This is a genomic window from Thiomicrorhabdus aquaedulcis (assembly GCF_004001325.1).
GTDB classification, from domain to species: domain Bacteria; phylum Pseudomonadota; class Gammaproteobacteria; order Thiomicrospirales; family Thiomicrospiraceae; genus Thiomicrorhabdus; species Thiomicrorhabdus aquaedulcis.
Genome location: NZ_AP018722.1, coordinates 1,158,364 through 1,174,300 on the forward strand (window position 1 = coordinate 1,158,364; position 15,937 = coordinate 1,174,300).

A 15,937-nucleotide genomic window follows, 5' to 3' on the forward strand; every position below is an offset into this window, starting at 1 on the left:
TTTTTTCCATTCTGATCAATCAAATCCTTGATTTCAAAACCTTCAAATAAGTGTGACTAGATGACTAAATTTATTTTTGTAACAGGCGGCGTGGTTTCTTCTTTGGGTAAAGGAATAGCAGCGGCTTCTTTAGGTGCTTTGCTTGAGGCAAGGGGTTTAAAAGTCAGCATGCTAAAAATGGATCCTTATATTAACGTTGATCCAGGTACCATGAGCCCTTTGCAGCACGGTGAGGTGTTTGTAACCGATGACGGCGCAGAAACTGATTTAGATTTAGGTCACTATGAACGTTTTGTGCAACGCTATTTTACGCGCAGCAATAGTTTTTCGACTGGCCAAGTGTATGAAAGCGTGATTCGTAATGAGCGTCGTGGCGATTATTTAGGTGGCACGGTGCAGGTTATTCCGCACATCACCGACGAGATTAAACGCCGTATTTTGGCCGCCGCTGGTGGTTATGACATTGTATTGGTCGAAGTGGGTGGTACGGTAGGAGACATTGAGTCTTTGCCGTTTTTAGAAGCCATTCGTCAATTAAGTTTAGAAGTAGGGCGTGACCGTTCAGTGTTTATGCACCTTACGTTACTGCCTTACATTGCCGCCGCCGGCGAAGTCAAAACCAAACCTACCCAGCATTCTGTTAAAGAGTTGCGCTCCATTGGAATTCAGCCTGACATTTTAATTTGCCGTTCAGAAAAAGCGTTAGAACTCTCTGAAAAACGCAAAATTGCGCTGTTTACCAATGTTGAAGAAAAAGCCGTTATTAGCTCATTAGACGCCAATACCATTTACGCGGTGCCGCGTATGTTGCACGAGCAAGGTTTGGACGATATTATTTTGAAACGTTTTGGTATTCAAGCCAAAGAAGTTGACTTATCTGATTGGGATGCCGTGGTGCATGCGCAGCTTAACCCTCAGTACCTTGTAAACATTGCTATGGTGGGTAAATACACTGATTTAACCGAAGCTTATAAGTCATTGATTGAGTCGTTAATTCACGCAGGAATTCACACCAACACCCGCGTCAATATTGATTACATTGATTCTGAAGAGTTAGAAACCGCCGGTTTAGCTCGTTTAGAGCACAAAGACGCTATTTTAGTGCCCGGTGGTTTTGGTGAGCGTGGTGTAGAGGGTAAAATTGCGGCCATTCGTTTTGCACGAGAAAACAAGGTTCCGTACTTGGGTATTTGCTTAGGCATGCAAATGGCCGTAGTTGAATACGCTCGTAACGTCGCGGGCTTAGCTAACGCGCACAGCAGTGAGCTTAATCGCAATACGCCGCACCCTGTGGTGGCCTTAATCACCGAATGGACGGATGAAGCAGGTCATACTGTGTTGCGCGATGAGGCGGCTGATTTAGGTGGAACAATGCGTTTAGGCGGTCAAAATTGTGTGCTTGAAGCCGGCTCAAAAATTCACAAAATTTATGGCAAGACGGTGATTCGTGAACGTCATCGTCATCGTTACGAAGTGAACGAAGGCTATGTGGCACGTCTTGAAAGTGCTGGTTTGCATTTTGCGGGGCATTCGCAAGATGGTAACTTGGTTGAAACCATCGAACTTGCTGACCATCCTTGGTTTGTGGCCTGTCAGTTTCACCCAGAGTTTACTTCTACGCCGCGTAATGGACACCCCTTATTTAGCGCCTTTGTTGAAGCCGCCAACCAATATAAACGCAGTCTAGGAGCGGTTTAAGATGAAATTATGTGGGTTTGATGTTGGCATTGACCAACCATTTTTTTGATTGCTGGACCTTGTGTCATTGAATCAGAGCAGTTGGCTATTGACACCGCAGGTCAGTTAAAAGAGATGGCTGCGGCACTTGGGATACCGTTTATTTTTAAGTCGTCTTACGATAAAGCCAATCGTTCGTCTACCGCCAGTTTTCGTGGATTAGGCATTGACGAAGGGTTACGAATTTTGCAAAAGGTCAAAGATGAAATTGGTGTGCCGGTATTAACCGATGTGCATGAAGATACTCCGTTGGCTGAAGTGGCCTCGGTAGTGGATGTTATGCAAACCCCGGCTTTTTTAGTGCGCCAAACTAATTTTATTCAAAATGTATGTCGCCAAGGCATTCCGGTAAACATCAAAAAAGGCCAGTTTCAAGCGCCATGGGACATGGATCAAGTGGTGGCGAAAGCCCGTGAAGTGGGTAATGAGCACATTATGGTCTGTGATCGTGGCACTTCGTTTGGTTACAACACCTTGGTGTCGGACATGCGCGGTTTAGCGTCTATGCGCAGCACAGGTTGCCCCGTGGTATTTGATGCAACGCATTCTGTGCAACAACCGGGTGGACAAGGTACCACTTCGGGTGGTCAGCGTGAAATGGTTCCGGTGTTAGCGCGTGCAGCATTAGCGGCTGGCGTGGCCGGAATTTTTATGGAAACCCATCCCAATCCGCAAAAGGCGTTAAGCGATGGCCCTAATATGTGGCCCTTAAATAACCTTAAGCCGTTGTTAGAAACCTTAAAAATGATTGATGACGTGGTTAAAAAGCAAGGCTTTATTGAAAGCAGTTTGCTTTAGTTTTGTTTATGGCGCACTTTAGCGCCTTTGCGTTAATCGTCACCCCTTTGTCATGCAACGTATTGTATTATCATCAAACTTAAATTATTAAAAATAGGAACGCGTAATGTCATTAATTAAAGAGATTAAAGCCCGTCAAGTGATTGATTCACGAGGCAATCCAACGGTAGAAGCCGAAGTGTTTTTAGAAGACGGTTCTTGGGGTCGAGGGATTTCTCCTTCTGGTGCTTCAACTGGCTCACGTGAGGCTATTGAATTACGTGATGGTGATAAGTCTAAATTTGGTGGTAAAGGGGTTTTGGTTGCTGTTAACAACATTAAAACCGAAATTAAAGCGGCTTTAGTGGGTCAAGATGCCACCAATCAATCTGCAATTGATCACATTATGATTGATTTAGACGGTACCGAAAATAAAGCTCGCTTGGGTGCTAACGCTATTTTGGCGGTGTCTATTGCCACAGCGCAAGCGGCGGCTATGTCTAAAGGGTTACCTTTATACGCCTACTTAAAAACCGACGATTACAAAATGCCCGTACCGATGATGAACATCATCAACGGCGGTGAGCACGCCGACAACAGCGTGGATTTTCAGGAATTTATGATTATGCCGGTGGGCGCGCCCAGTATTTCTGAGGCCATTCGTTACGGTTCTGAAGTGTTTCATGCGCTTAAAAAGGTATTGCACGACAAGGGCTACAACACCGCTGTGGGTGACGAAGGTGGTTTTGCCCCCGATTTGAAATCAAACGAAGAAGCCATTACGGTAATCTTAGAAGCGATTGAAATTGCAGGTTACAAAGCCGGCGAAGACATTATGATTGCTATGGACGCAGCCTCTTCAGAATTGTACAAAGATGGTATGTACACTTTAGCATCGGAAAACAAAGTATTAACCTCTAAAGAGATGGTTGATTTGTTGTCAAGCTGGGTCACTAAATACCCTATTATTTCGATTGAAGACGGTTTGGATGAGTCGGATTGGGATGGTTTTAAATACCAAACTGAATTAGACGGCCACCGTTTGCAAATTGTGGGTGACGACTTGTTTGTAACCAACCCTAAAATCTTAAAAGAAGGGATTGATAAAGGCATTGCTAACTCAATTTTAATTAAGATTAATCAAATTGGTACTTTAACCGAGACGTTTGAAGCGATTGCCATGGCTAAAAAAGCTGGCTACACTGCGGTGGTTTCGCATCGTTCTGGTGAAACAGAAGATACTGTTATTGCTGATATTGCTGTGGCAACAGGTTGTGGCCAGATTAAGACAGGTTCTTTATCGCGTACCGATCGTATTGCAAAATACAATCAGTTGATTCGTATTGAAGAGGCCTTGGGCAGTGAAGCTGTTTACCCAGGTATGTCGGCTTTTTACAATCTTAAAAAGTAATACAATGCATGACGGATTGGAGTGGCTAGTGTGAAAAAATTTACGTTGCACTGGCAATTCTAATTCTAATTTTACAGGTTCGCTTACTTTCGTCGGATGGCGGGGTAGGTGAACTTTTGGCTCTACAAGAGCAGCTTAAAAGGCTAGAAACATCGTTAGAAAACCAACGTTTGGTGAATGCTCAATTAGAGATTCATGTTAAAGATTTGCAAACACAAACGGCTGCGGTTGAAACTATTGCCCGTCAAACCCTTGGCATGGTCAAAAAAAATGAAGTGTTTATTAATGTTATAGAACTTCAAGCCGGTTCTAATGAACTAAGTGAAACACCTTCTTCTGCTGAAACAATTGATTAATTAAATTTCCTTTCTTTTCTTTCTGTATTTACTCAATTTGTTATTGGTGATGCCTCTATTTTTCGTTTTATTATTTTCCTGGTGCTTTTAAAAAAACATTTACTGCGCCAACGCCGCCGTCTTTTTCGGGTGCACTGCAAAAAGCCAGTACGTTTTTAAGGCTTCTTAACTCTCGGTTTACACAATTTTTAAGGGCTGGAAAAGTGTCGTTTGAATTGTATCCTTTTCCGTGAATAAGTCGCACGTAGCGAAGTTGTTGCTGTGAGGCTTGTTTTATAAAATCATGAATAATTTCAACAGACTCTTCAACTATACAGCCATGCAAGTCCAAACTGCCTTGACAATTAAAGTCGCCTTTTCTTAGTTTGTTAAGTTCTTGCGTACGTACGCCTTTTTGCTGAAATAGCATGCAGTCAGCGGCTGTTAATGCAGGCAGATTGAGTAAATAGCTGTTTTTAGTATGTCGATTGTCTATCGATTCAGGGTTTAATAAGGCTTGACGATTACGTGCCTTAATCTTTTTTAAGGTAGCTTGCGTGGTGAGTTGCGTGTTTGGCGCGTTCACTTGTGCACTATTTGGGCGAGACTGATTTTGTTTAACTCCGGCCATTGCGCTCAAAATAAGGATTTATCTTCATCTGACTTCATGTAGGCTATATAATTCTGCTGGTTATTAACGTTATTAAATAAGATAGACCTTTGCACGAGTGGAGGTCCTTAAGAGTATTCTACCCGATGAAAATTTTACTCTCCAATGATGATGGTTATTTTGCACCAGGCATTCAAACTTTATTTACCGCGATTAAAGACCATGCGGTATTTGATCGCATGGTGTTGATTGCGCCAGAGCGTAATCGCAGTGCGGCCAGTAATTCATTAACGTTAACCGAGCCATTACGCATACAAGAACATTCACTGGCCTACGCGCATGCATCTTCAAGCCCTATTTGTCAGGTATTTAGTGTTAATGGCACGCCGACGGATTGCGTACATTTGGGCATTAATGGCGCGTTAGAGTATGAACCCGATATTGTGATTTCGGGGATTAACGCCGGTGCTAACATGGGTGACGATGTATTGTATTCGGGAACTGTAGCGGCAGCGACCGAAGGGCGTTTTTTAGGCCGACCCTCGGTGGCAATCTCTTTGTGTGGTCATCGGTATTTTGACACAGCCGCACAGGTTTTGCTGACAGTTTTGGCTGATCTGCCCAGCATGAATTTAAGAGCAGACACTATTTTAAATATTAATGTCCCCGATGTGCCGTTGTCGGAATTAAAAGGCCTTAAAATTACTCGTTTAGGGCGTCGTCATGTTTCAGAGCCGGTCGTAAAACAGCAGGATCCGCGTGGATTACCCATTTTTTGGATAGGTCCGGCCGGAATAGCCGCTGATGCAGGTGAGGGAACGGATTTTTTTGCGATTGAACAAGGTTATGCCTCGATCACGCCATTAAAAATTGATTTAACCTGTTATGAAATGATGAATACTTTGCAGCAATGGCTGCCTAAAATTCACAGTTGATCTTTATAATCGATTTACAGTCGATTTACATTCGATTGTCTGGTAACTATATTTGTTAAATCCTTATGTTGAATGCCTATGCTAAAGCCTATTGACCCGTTGTTTCAATTAACCAATTCTGCGCCAGTGTCTGCCTGGGCGTTGCCTACGATTCCGGATGCTTTTTGCAGTTTCAAGGAATGGGTATGACATCGCAACGAACTCGCAATCGTTTTGTTGAGCGTTTGATTGAAAAAGGCATTTCACACCCAAGGTTATTGGAGGTGATGCGTTGTGTGCCACGGCATATTTTTTTAGACGAAGCCTTAGCTTCTCGGGCTTATGAAGATACGGCTTTGCCGATTGGTTTTGGTCAAACTATTTCTCAACCATGGGTGGTCGCTAAAATGACTCAGTGGTTGTTAAATGGACAAGATGACCAGGCCTGGTCAGGCTTTAAAAAAGTGCTAGAGATTGGAACGGGGTCGGGTTATCAAACGGCTATTTTGTCGCTGTTGTCAGATCAGGTGTTTAGCCTTGAGCGCATTCCGTTGTTGTCGACTAAGGCACAGGGCGTGTTAGAGAAACTAACGCTCGATAATATTACTTTTGGTATTAGTGATGGTCATTGGGGCTGGAATGATTATGCCCCTTTTGATGCTATTATTTCGGCCGCAGCGCCCGAGCAATTACCGGCTTCGTTGATTACACAGTTGAAAATAGGGGGGCGTTTAATTATCCCCATTGGTCAACAACAACAACGATTATACGGTTACCAAAAAACGCTCACGGGTTTGCAAGAAACCTGTTTAGCCGAGGTGCTATTTGTGCCCATGAAATCTGGAGTAGAAGTGTGAAGATATTTACCTGGTTATACGATAAGACTCTCAATTGGTCACGGCACCCTAAAGCGCCATGGTATTTAAGTGCAATGAGCTTTGCTGAGTCGTCTTTTTTTCCGATTCCTCCAGATGTAATGCTCATGCCTATGAGTTTAGCCACACCCAAAAAAGCGTTTTATTACGCTTGGTTAACCACTGTATTTTCGTTGTTGGGCGGGTTGTTAGGTTATGCCATTGGGTATTGGTTAATAGATGCGGTCATGCCTTGGATAGAGTCTATCGGGTATGCCGATAAATTTACACTTGCACAAGGTTTTTTTGCTGAGTACGGTGTTTGGATAGTCTTTATTGCTGGTTTTAGCCCTATTCCTTATAAAGTATTTACGTTGAGTGCTGGGGCGGCCAGCATGGCTTTATTGCCATTTATTGTGGCGTCTTTTTTAGGCCGTGGCGCACGTTTCTTTTTGGTGGCGGCGTTGATGAAGTGGGGCGGTGCCCGCCTAGAACCGTACATTCGTAAGTGGGTTGATTGGATGGGATGGGCGGTTGTGGTGATTATTATTGTCTTGTTGGTGGTGAAAAATACATGACACGTCACCCGTGCAAAGGTCTCTATTTTAATAATTTTAATATGCCTCTTTTTAAAGGCCTTTTACCATGTTAATAAATGGTTTAAACCATACAGTCTGGTTGCGATTGGTTGTGTACTGTGTTGCGGTGTCCTGGTTAGTCGGCTGTACTTCGGCGACCAAATACCCAAACCGAACTAACAATGTAACGGTCAATAAAGCGACTGCTGCAAAACTCACGTTGGTTAAGGGCGCTAGTTACCCATGCAAATCGCCTTACACAGTAGTGCCTGGTGACACGTTGAGCAGCATTGCTTATCGATGTAAGGTGGACATGGGGCAGTTAGCCAAAGTTAACGAATTAAGCTCACCTTACTTGCTTTATGCAAAGCAAGAGTTGGACATGCCTTTGAACGAGCCTATTAGCCGATTAGAGACATTGTCAAAAAATCAGCAAGCGACTTCTGTGCGCTCAAGCAATCCAGAGGCAAGTCATTCTGCTCAGGGTTCCGTAAAGAATTCATCGGTACGGGCAGAGTCAACCCATTCGTCTAAATGGTTGTGGCCAACCGACGGCGCAATAAAATCGGCTTTTGTGCGTGATGCGGCAGGATTGTCGGTGCTTGAAGTGTATGGGCAAATAGGTTTGCCAATAAGAGCCGTAGCCTCTGGTAAAGTTGTCTACGCGGGCGATGGAATTGTTAACTTTGGTTGGATGGCGGTCTTAAAACACGATGATGGTTACATGTCGATTTATGCTCACAACAGTCAGCTTAACGTTAAAGAGGGTGATGCGGTTAAAGCAGGGGATACTATCGCAACCTTGGGGCGTTCTGGCTCTACCAAAACGCCCAAGCTGTATTTAGAAGCGCGTTATCAAGGGCGAAAAGTGTCTATTAACACCCTGCTTAAAAAGTAGCCTCTTCTTCTTTTCGCGATTATCTATCGGAGCTGCGCCCAAGTTTTGCGGCATAATCAGCGCCAATACAACATCTCGATCTTCTGATGTGAGTACATTATAGGTTCGACAAGCGGCATCGTTGGCCATTACTTCTAAACCACACTGGTTCTGTGCGCAATAGGCAAATAATTGAGGTGCAGGAAATGTTTGTTTATCGCCTGTTCCTAAAATAATTACTTCGGGTTTTTGTGCTAAGAGCGGGTCTAATAGTTGAGGGGTAAGTTGCTCAATGGCAGTACACGGCCAATCGTCATGCGTAGTGTGTTGAGTAATAAAAAAAGAGTTATAAAACGTTAGGTTATTTACTTTAACCAGGCCTGGTTGATAGTGTTTAACTGCAAATACATTTGAATCACGGTGTTCGGTAAATTTCATTAGACACGCTCTTGTTTAATAGGTTTTGGGCAATCAATACGCCGGATAAAACGTGCTGGATTAAGCGTGTATTAAAGCCGATATAATGTTTTTTTTCAATTGACGAAAAAAAATCATACTGTATCATTGTGCCTTTACAAAAATCCCCCTAGATTAGGTGGCATTTTTAAAGGGTATGAGACTCAGAAACAGCCAAAAAACTTAACATAAAAAAGTCTCGAACAAGAATTGTAAACAACCGTTCCAATTAATCCGTATTGTGCAATCGCCCAACAGTTTTGGGCATATAAAGGGCAAACCATCGTGGCAGACGATTTTCAAAGAATAAAAAGACTTCCTCCCTATGTATTTAATATTGTGGGCGAGCTTAAAGCCGAAGCCCGTCGTAGAGGAGAGGACATAATTGATTTTGGTATGGGTAACCCAGACCAAGATACGCCCAAGCACATTGTCGATAAATTGATTGAAGTGGTGCAACGTGAAGGCACCCACCGTTATTCGGTGTCGCAAGGTATTCCGCGTTTGCGTAAAGCGATTTGTAACTGGTATAAAACCAAGTTTAACGTCGACTTAGACCCTGACTCAGAAGCCGTGGTAACCATTGGTTCTAAAGAAGGTTTGGCGCATTTGGCTTTGGCAACGGTGGATAAAGGCGACACCATATTGGTGCCTAATCCAGCTTACCCGATTCACCCGTACGGTTTTGTGATTGCCGGTGCGGACATTCGTCATGTTCGTATGACGCCTGATGTCGATTTTTTTGAAGAGCTTGAAAAAGCCATCAAAGATTCTTGGCCAAAGCCCAAAATGTTGGTTTTAAACTTTCCGGGTAACCCCACCACACAAACGGTTGAGCTCGACTTTTTTGTGAAAGTCATTGCCATTGCCAAAGAACACAATATTTGGGTAATTCACGATTTAGCTTACGCCGACATTGCGTTTGATGGCTATGTTGCACCGTCTATTATGCAAGTACCGGGCGCTAAAGACATTGCCGTGGAATTCTACACCTTGTCTAAAAGCTACAACATGCCAGGTTGGCGTGTGGGCTTTATGGTGGGCAATCCTACTTTAGTGCATGCGTTAAAGCGCATGAAGTCGTACTTGGATTACGGCACGTTTACGCCTATTCAAGTTGCGGCCATTACCGCCTTAGAAGGGCCGCAAGAGTGTGTGCAAGAAATTTCAGACATGTACAAGGCACGCCGTGATGTGTTGTGCAGCGGCTTAAACGCAATTGGCTGGCCGGTAACCCCGCCCAAAGCTACCATGTTCTTATGGGCACCGATTCCAGAGGCTTATAAAGCGTTGGGCTCCATTGAATTCTCTAAAAAATTGTTGGTTGAAGCTAAAGTAGCGGTCTCTCCCGGAATTGGTTTTGGCGATTACGGTGATGATCACGTGCGTTTTGGTTTAATTGAAAACGAACACCGCACACGTCAAGCCATTCGTGGTATTAGAGATATGTTTAAAAAAGACGGTTTAATCAACCCAGTAGGACAGGCAGGATGAGCACAGTAAAAATTGGTTTATTGGGGTTTGGTACCGTCGGTGGTGGAGCAGTTGATATTTTACAAACCACCTTGCCCGAAATTGAACGTCGTTTAGGGCACAGCATTGAGATTGTGGCTGTGGCCGTTCGCGATTTAAATCGTCCGCGTAACGTAAAATTAAATGGGATTACTTTAACAGACGACCCCATGAGCGTGGTTACACACCCAGACGTTGAAATTGTGGTTGAGCTTATGGGTGGCACCACTTTGGCAAAAACTCTGTTAGAAACCGCCATAAAAGCTGGTAAACACGTGGTTACAGCCAACAAAGCGCTTATTGCTGAGCACGGCAATGGTTTGTTTGCTTTGGCGCAGCAGCATAATGTCATGGTTCAATACGAAGCGGCCGTGGCCGGTGGTGTGCCCATTATTAAGGCGTTGCGTGAAGGCTTGGCCGCTAATAAAATTGAGTGGTTGGCCGGTATTATTAATGGCACCGGAAACTACATTTTAACCGAAATGAAAAAGCCTGGAGCTGACTTTGCCAAAGTGCTTAACGTGGCGCAAGAGTTAGGGTATGCAGAAGCAGACCCAACCTTTGATGTAGAGGGTATTGATGCGGCGCATAAGTTAACCATTTTAGCCTCAATTGCTTTTGGTATAGAGCTGCAATTTAACAAAGTTTATACAGAGGGAATAAGTAAAATCAGTGCAAACGATATTCGCTTTGCACAGCAGATGGGCTATGAAATCAAACACTTAGGATTAGCCAGTCGAACCTCTGATGGCTTCGCTTTGCGCGTGCATCCCGCCATGGTGCCCAAATCGGTTTTGTTAGCGCAAGTAGACGGAGTAATGAACGCGGTGATGGTTCACGGCAGTCATGTTGGCTCAACAATGTATTACGGACCAGGCGCTGGGGCTGGGCCTACAGCAAGTGCAGTGGTCGCCGACCTTATTGATGTTATTCGTGCGCGCCATCAACCTATTGTTGACCGAGTGCCTGCTTTAGGGTTTAACACTCTGCAATCTGCGTCGGTCGTGAGCATTGAAGCGACTAATTCGGCCTTTTATGTGCGTTGCACTGTGCTAGATCACTCTGGTGCACTGGCTAAAATTACCAGTGTATTTGCCGATTTTGATATTAGCATTGAGCACGTGCATCAAGAGCCTTCAACCGATAACGCTGACCAGGCCTGGTTAGCTGTGACGACCGATGTGGTAAGTGAAGCCAAGTTTAACCAAGCGTTGGCAAGTTTGCAAAGCTTGGCAGACATAAGCGGGGATGTAATGCGCATTCGTATTGCCTCTGTGCATTAAGGGCAGGCAAGGTTTTAGCTTAAGTTTGTAAGAATACTTTTTTATAAAACAGCACCCAATCTTTGACGTTTTGGTCAACAGATTTGGGTGCTTTTTTTGTCTTAATTTTAGAGCGCACTTATTAAGTGATTTTTACATCCAAAATGGTGCGTTACGGATTGGTTGATATGTTAATTTAAATGTTATTTTACTTAAGTATATGTATTTATTGTTTTATATTTTAATGGCACTTAAAAAGCTAAATGTAAATGGAGCACATAAAAGTGATAGAAACGGAGAGAAATTGCATGCTTGACGCGTTTAATGTACTGCTGGTACGCGATGAAAAAAACCATTCTGCTGTAGTTGAGTTGGGATTGCGTGCTTGTGGTGCGCGAGATATTCATTACTTAACGTGTGGAGAAAATATTTTAAGCGTATTAAACGAGCGTGTATTTGATTTGATTGTACTTGATGTTGAAAAACCCAGTACTAAGTTGTTTGAGCAGTTTGCTATTGTGCATGAGTTTTGCCCAAAGCCCGTGGTGTGTTTTAGCAACGATGGGGATTCAGAAGTTATTAAACAATCGGTTAATGTTGGCATTACATCCTACATTGTCGGGGGTAAAGAGCTAGGGCGCATCAAGCCCATTATAGAAGTCGCTATGCTGCGCTTTAAAACCTGCTATTCGCTTAAAAAAGAGCTTACCGATGTAAAACATAAATTAACAGAGCGTGGCTTAATCGAAAAAGCCAAAGGATTGTTGATGGAGCATAAAGCCATGTCGGAAGATGAGGCATATCAAACCTTACGAAAAATGGCGATGGATCAAGGTAAAAAAATAACCATTATTGCCAGAGAGGTGAGTGGTGTGTTAGCAGGCTTATCCAGTGTTGAATAAGCTTTTTTAGAGTGACCAAGTTTGGTCTGCGTTACAACAAAAAAGATCTTTAAAGAGAGGTGCCCTAAAGAATGCACCTCTTTAAAAAAGGATCTAAGAGGTGTAGATATGGAAACCGCGCTGTTAAATTACTCTGTAAAAGGAGTGTACGATGAAGCCATGCAAACCGGCACTGCGCCCCGTTGGGCGGCTAAACAGTTGTATGACTATTTACAACCTTTTAGTCTCAAAGATTTTGCTGATTTGCAAAAAAACTCCGACAACACCATAGCTCAAATGGGTATATCGTTTACGGTGTACAGCGACAAAGGCAACATAGATCGACTTTGGCCTTTTGATGTGTTTCCGCGAACCATTGCCGAAACTGAATGGCAAACCATTTCGAAAGGGTTGGTACAACGTTTAAAAGCACTTAACTTATTTATAGAAGATGTTTACAACGAACAAGCTATTTTTAAAGCCGGCATTATACCCCTTGATGTAGTGCTGTCGTCAAAAGACTATCGGCCCGAGTGCAAAGGCATGAAACTAAAACACGGTTCTTGGGCGTGCATATGTGGTTCGGATTTAGTACGCGGTGATGATGGCAAGATGTATGTGCTAGAAGACAATTTACGCGTGCCTTCCGGCGTATCGTACATGTTAGAAAATCGCGCGGTGATGAAACAAGTTATGCCCGAGGTGTTTAACGATATTAACATTATGCCTGTGGATCAATACCCAACCAATTTATTAGCCATGTTATGTTCTTTAGCCGCCGATGGCGTAACGCAGCCCGAAGTGGTGGTGCTTACTCCAGGAGTGTATAACTCGGCTTACTACGAGCACGCGTATTTGGCGCACGAAATGGGTACAGAGTTGGTTGAAGGCAGTGATTTGGTGGTGTTAGACGACGATTGTGTGTATATGCGCCACATCGACGGATTAAAAAAAGTCGATGTAATTTATCGCCGTATTGACGATGCGTTTATTGACCCAGAGGTGTTTAATTCTGATTCAACTTTGGGAGTAAACGGTTTGATGCGCGTTTGGCGTGCCGGCAATGTCGCCATTGCCAACGCACCCGGATGCGGTGTGGCCGACGATAAAGTGGTGTATTCGTTTGTGCCCGATATGATTCGCTTTTATTTAAATCAAGAGCCGTTGGTTGAAAATGTTCCTAGCTATCTGTGCAGTGTTGAGGTTGATCGTGACTATGTGTTAGCGCATTTAGCTGAATTGGTGGTAAAGCCTGCTAATGAATCGGGTGGTTATGGCTTAATGATTGGACCTTGCGCGTGTGCCGAGGAAATAGAAGCCTTTAGGCAGTTAATTATTGAAAACCCACGCAATTACATCGCCCAACCCACCTTGAATTTATCGACCGTACCCACGGTATGCGAACAAGGGGTTGAGCCACGGCATGTCGATTTGCGACCGTTTATTTTACAAGGTAAACACAGTTATGTTACGGCCGGTGGTTTAACACGAGTCGCGTTACGTAAGGGTTCTTTGGTCGTTAATTCATCACAAGGTGGCGGCAGTAAAGACACCTGGATTGTTAGAGAATAATTACCTTGAAGCCTTTTTAGGTAAAAGGTTTCACATTAGTATTAGGTGAGCAGTATGTTATCAAGAGTAGCCGAAAGAGTTTACTGGTTAGCACGTTATATAGAACGAGTTGAAAACACCGCACGGTTAGCGCGAGTGCAGTCGCAATTAATGTTTGATTTGCCAAGAGCGGTAAAATTAAGTTGGTTTACGCTGGTAGAAATCACCAGCAGTGAGACGTATTTTGAAGAGAATTACGACGCCAAAACCGAAAAAAACTGCATGGCCATGTTATTAAGTGACCGAAACAATGGCAATTCATTAATGAGCTCACTTTGGTGGGCGCGCGAAAACACGCGAACCACCCGCGATATTTTACCGCGTGAAGCGTGGTTACACATTAACGAGCTTTACTTGCATGTTAAAACGCATCAAGACGATTTTTTAACCCGCTCTAAACGCAATCAGCTGCTAGAGTACATTATTAAATCCTGCCAGGCCTGGTCAGGCATGTTGTCGAGCACTATGAGCCAAAACTATACTTATCGCTTTATAAAGTTGGGCATGAGTATCGAAAGAGCGGACATGACCTCACGCATTTTGGATGTGGGTGGTCTATTTTTGGCTCAAGACGATGTGGTGGACGATGAATATCAAACTCACAGTATTTTATGGGCAAATCTTCTAAAGTCGGCCAGCGGGTATTTTATGTATCGACAGCACGTGCAAACTGAAATAAATGGCCAGCAAGTGGTGGACTTTTTAATTCACGACCCAGAATTTGCGCGCTCTATTCGTTTTTGCGTAAATGTTATGAAGCAAGTTACCGAGCGTTTACCAGCCAGTCAGCCTATAAACAGCGCGTTAGAGCAGTTTTTAATACGCTTAGAAGACACAGAACGTTTTGATGTGGGCTCGATTGCATTGCACGACTATTTAGATCAGTTACAACAGGATTTTTCGGTCTTACACAATTTGTGTTATGAGCTGTGGTTTAATCCCAAATTGGTGGCGTAACGCTGAGGTTACGCAACGCCAATTTAATTGGGTTTTAAAAACAAAGAGGTCTTCTATGAAGCGTTTTTTTTGTCAATGTCGGCAAGAAATTTTTTTCAATGACCTATCCTGCGGGATATGTGGTCGTGATTTAGTGTACGATCCCGTGGCAAAAACCATGTGGAGTGGTGAGGTTCGAAGTGATTTTAAGTTTTATACTAAAACAGAAACATCGGCCGAATACATGAATTTTAGGGTTTGTCAGCTGCGCGAATCGGTGGTGAAGTGTAACTGGGTTATAGGCAACAACGAACCGCAATCCGAATGTCAGTGTGTGTCGTGCCGTACCACGCATATTATTCCAGATATGGGATTGGATAAAAATCCGCGGCGCTGGCATTTACTTGAACGTTCTAAGCGAAGAATGCTTTATAACCTATTGGATTTAAAGCTTTTTTGTGGAGAAGGGCGTTTAAGCGATAATTTACGTTTTGACTTTTTAGAAGATCGGCGCAGCCACCCACACATTGAACTTGAGTTTGTATTGACCGGCCACAATAATGGCTTAATTACCATTAATGCCGCCGAGGCAGACGAAAGTTTTTTACACACCATGAAAGAGCAGTTGGGCGAGCGTTACCGAACTTTATTGGGGCATTTTAGACATGAAATAGCCCATTATTACTGGTGTTTGCTCATTGAAAAACCAGGTTTGCAAACGCGTTTTAGAGAAGTGTTTGGCGATGAGCGTCAAGATTACGCACTGGCGCTTGAAAAGCATTACCAAAAAATGGCCACCAAGCGTTGGACGTTTCGCTACATAACGCCATACGCCAGCAGTCATCCTCACGAAGATTGGGCCGAAACTTGGGCGCATTATTTGCACATGGTCGATACGCTAGAAACCGCCGTAAGCTATGGCTTAAGTGTGTATGAACCCAAAAAGAACGATTTTGATCATTGGTTTAAAGAGTGGGCGCAAGTCTCGCAAATTATGAATGCGCTCAATCGAAGCATGGGAATGGCCGATCCTTATCCATTTTTTTTATCGCCCATTGTCGAAGGAAAAATGCGTTTTATTGATGAAATTGTCGATTCGGCGCATTTGTTTGATGCTGATCTAGGAAGTTATTTTCAAGAGAGTCGTCAAACTTAAGTTACTTAAAAATCTCTCAAGGAGCACTTC

At 43.6% G+C, this 15,937-nt stretch carries 15 protein-coding genes and 1 pseudogene; 14 read left to right on the forward strand and 2 right to left on the reverse strand.

From position 1 onward, the window contains the following. The first annotated feature begins 60 nt into the window (after positions 1-60). From EP181_RS05290 to EP181_RS05305, 4 genes and pseudogenes are all read left to right on the forward strand, one after another. Entirely contained in the window at positions 61-1,698 is a 1,638-nt protein-coding gene (locus tag EP181_RS05290; RefSeq protein ID WP_127470729.1) for a CTP synthase, read from the forward strand. 1 nt (position 1,699) lies between these two features. Then, positions 1,700-2,535: pseudogene (kdsA, locus tag EP181_RS05295) on the forward strand (3-deoxy-8-phosphooctulonate synthase). Positions 2,536-2,641: 106 nt separating this feature from the next. Continuing rightward, the gene (gene eno, locus EP181_RS05300) at positions 2,642-3,925 is read left to right on the forward strand and encodes a phosphopyruvate hydratase (protein ID WP_127470730.1); all 1,284 of its coding nucleotides are present in this window, start codon (positions 2,642-2,644) and stop codon (positions 3,923-3,925) included. A gap of 68 nt (positions 3,926-3,993) precedes the next feature. Next, entirely contained in the window at positions 3,994-4,281 is a 288-nt protein-coding gene (locus EP181_RS05305; RefSeq protein ID WP_269471166.1) for an FtsB family cell division protein, read from the forward strand. 70 nt (positions 4,282-4,351) lie between these two features. On the opposite strand, the gene EP181_RS05310 is transcribed toward EP181_RS05305, so the two are convergent. Then, positions 4,352-4,846, reverse strand: a complete 495-nt coding sequence (locus EP181_RS05310; RefSeq protein ID WP_172959698.1) for a Smr/MutS family protein — start codon at positions 4,844-4,846, stop codon at positions 4,352-4,354. Positions 4,847-5,016: 170 nt separating this feature from the next. On the opposite strand from EP181_RS05310, the gene surE reads away from it, so the two are divergent. The 4 genes from surE (at position 5,017) to EP181_RS05330 (ending at position 8,114) form a co-directional block, all read left to right on the forward strand. Then, complete coding sequence (gene surE / locus EP181_RS05315) at positions 5,017-5,805, forward strand: 5'/3'-nucleotidase SurE (RefSeq protein WP_127470733.1); 789 nt, start codon at positions 5,017-5,019, stop codon at positions 5,803-5,805. Between the two features lie 185 nt (positions 5,806-5,990). After that, positions 5,991-6,641, forward strand: a complete 651-nt coding sequence (locus EP181_RS05320) for a protein-L-isoaspartate(D-aspartate) O-methyltransferase (protein ID WP_127470734.1) — start codon at positions 5,991-5,993, stop codon at positions 6,639-6,641. After that, the gene (locus EP181_RS05325; protein WP_127470735.1) at positions 6,638-7,216 is read left to right on the forward strand and encodes a YqaA family protein; all 579 of its coding nucleotides are present in this window, start codon (positions 6,638-6,640) and stop codon (positions 7,214-7,216) included. Before EP181_RS05320 ends, EP181_RS05325 begins: the two co-directional genes overlap by 4 nt. Before the next feature lie 127 nt (positions 7,217-7,343). Then, a complete protein-coding gene (locus tag EP181_RS05330) occupies positions 7,344-8,114 on the forward strand; it encodes a M23 family metallopeptidase (RefSeq protein WP_172959699.1) in 771 nt (256 codons plus the stop codon). Here EP181_RS05330 and EP181_RS05335 read toward each other — a convergent pair. After that, positions 8,058-8,531 carry an Mth938-like domain-containing protein gene (locus tag EP181_RS05335; protein ID WP_127470737.1) on the reverse strand — a complete coding sequence of 158 codons (474 nt, stop codon included), beginning with the start codon at positions 8,529-8,531 and terminating at the stop codon, positions 8,058-8,060. The two genes, EP181_RS05330 and EP181_RS05335, sit on opposite strands and share 57 nt — an antisense overlap. A gap of 303 nt (positions 8,532-8,834) precedes the next feature. Between EP181_RS05335 and alaC the strand changes: the two genes are divergently transcribed. The 6 genes from alaC (at position 8,835) to EP181_RS05365 (ending at position 15,907) form a co-directional block, all read left to right on the forward strand. After that, positions 8,835-10,043 carry an alanine transaminase gene (gene alaC / locus EP181_RS05340; RefSeq protein WP_197723402.1) on the forward strand — a complete coding sequence of 403 codons (1,209 nt, stop codon included), beginning with the start codon at positions 8,835-8,837 and terminating at the stop codon, positions 10,041-10,043. Beyond that, positions 10,040-11,344 carry a homoserine dehydrogenase gene (locus EP181_RS05345; protein ID WP_127470739.1) on the forward strand — a complete coding sequence of 435 codons (1,305 nt, stop codon included), beginning with the start codon at positions 10,040-10,042 and terminating at the stop codon, positions 11,342-11,344. Before alaC ends, EP181_RS05345 begins: the two co-directional genes overlap by 4 nt. 287 nt (positions 11,345-11,631) lie before the next feature. Then, positions 11,632-12,225: an ANTAR domain-containing response regulator gene (locus tag EP181_RS05350; protein ID WP_172959700.1), complete on the forward strand. Its 594-nt coding sequence runs from the start codon at positions 11,632-11,634 to the stop codon at positions 12,223-12,225. Between the two features lie 108 nt (positions 12,226-12,333). Continuing rightward, entirely contained in the window at positions 12,334-13,776 is a 1,443-nt protein-coding gene (locus tag EP181_RS05355) for a circularly permuted type 2 ATP-grasp protein (RefSeq protein ID WP_127470741.1), read from the forward strand. A 54-nt stretch (positions 13,777-13,830) separates the two neighbouring features. After that, on the forward strand, positions 13,831-14,772 hold the full coding sequence (locus EP181_RS05360) for an alpha-E domain-containing protein (RefSeq protein WP_127470742.1): 942 nt from the start codon (positions 13,831-13,833) through the stop codon (positions 14,770-14,772). 55 nt (positions 14,773-14,827) lie between these two features. Then, the gene (locus EP181_RS05365; RefSeq protein ID WP_127470743.1) at positions 14,828-15,907 is read left to right on the forward strand and encodes a zinc-binding metallopeptidase family protein; all 1,080 of its coding nucleotides are present in this window, start codon (positions 14,828-14,830) and stop codon (positions 15,905-15,907) included. Positions 15,908-15,937: the final 30 nt, after the last annotated feature.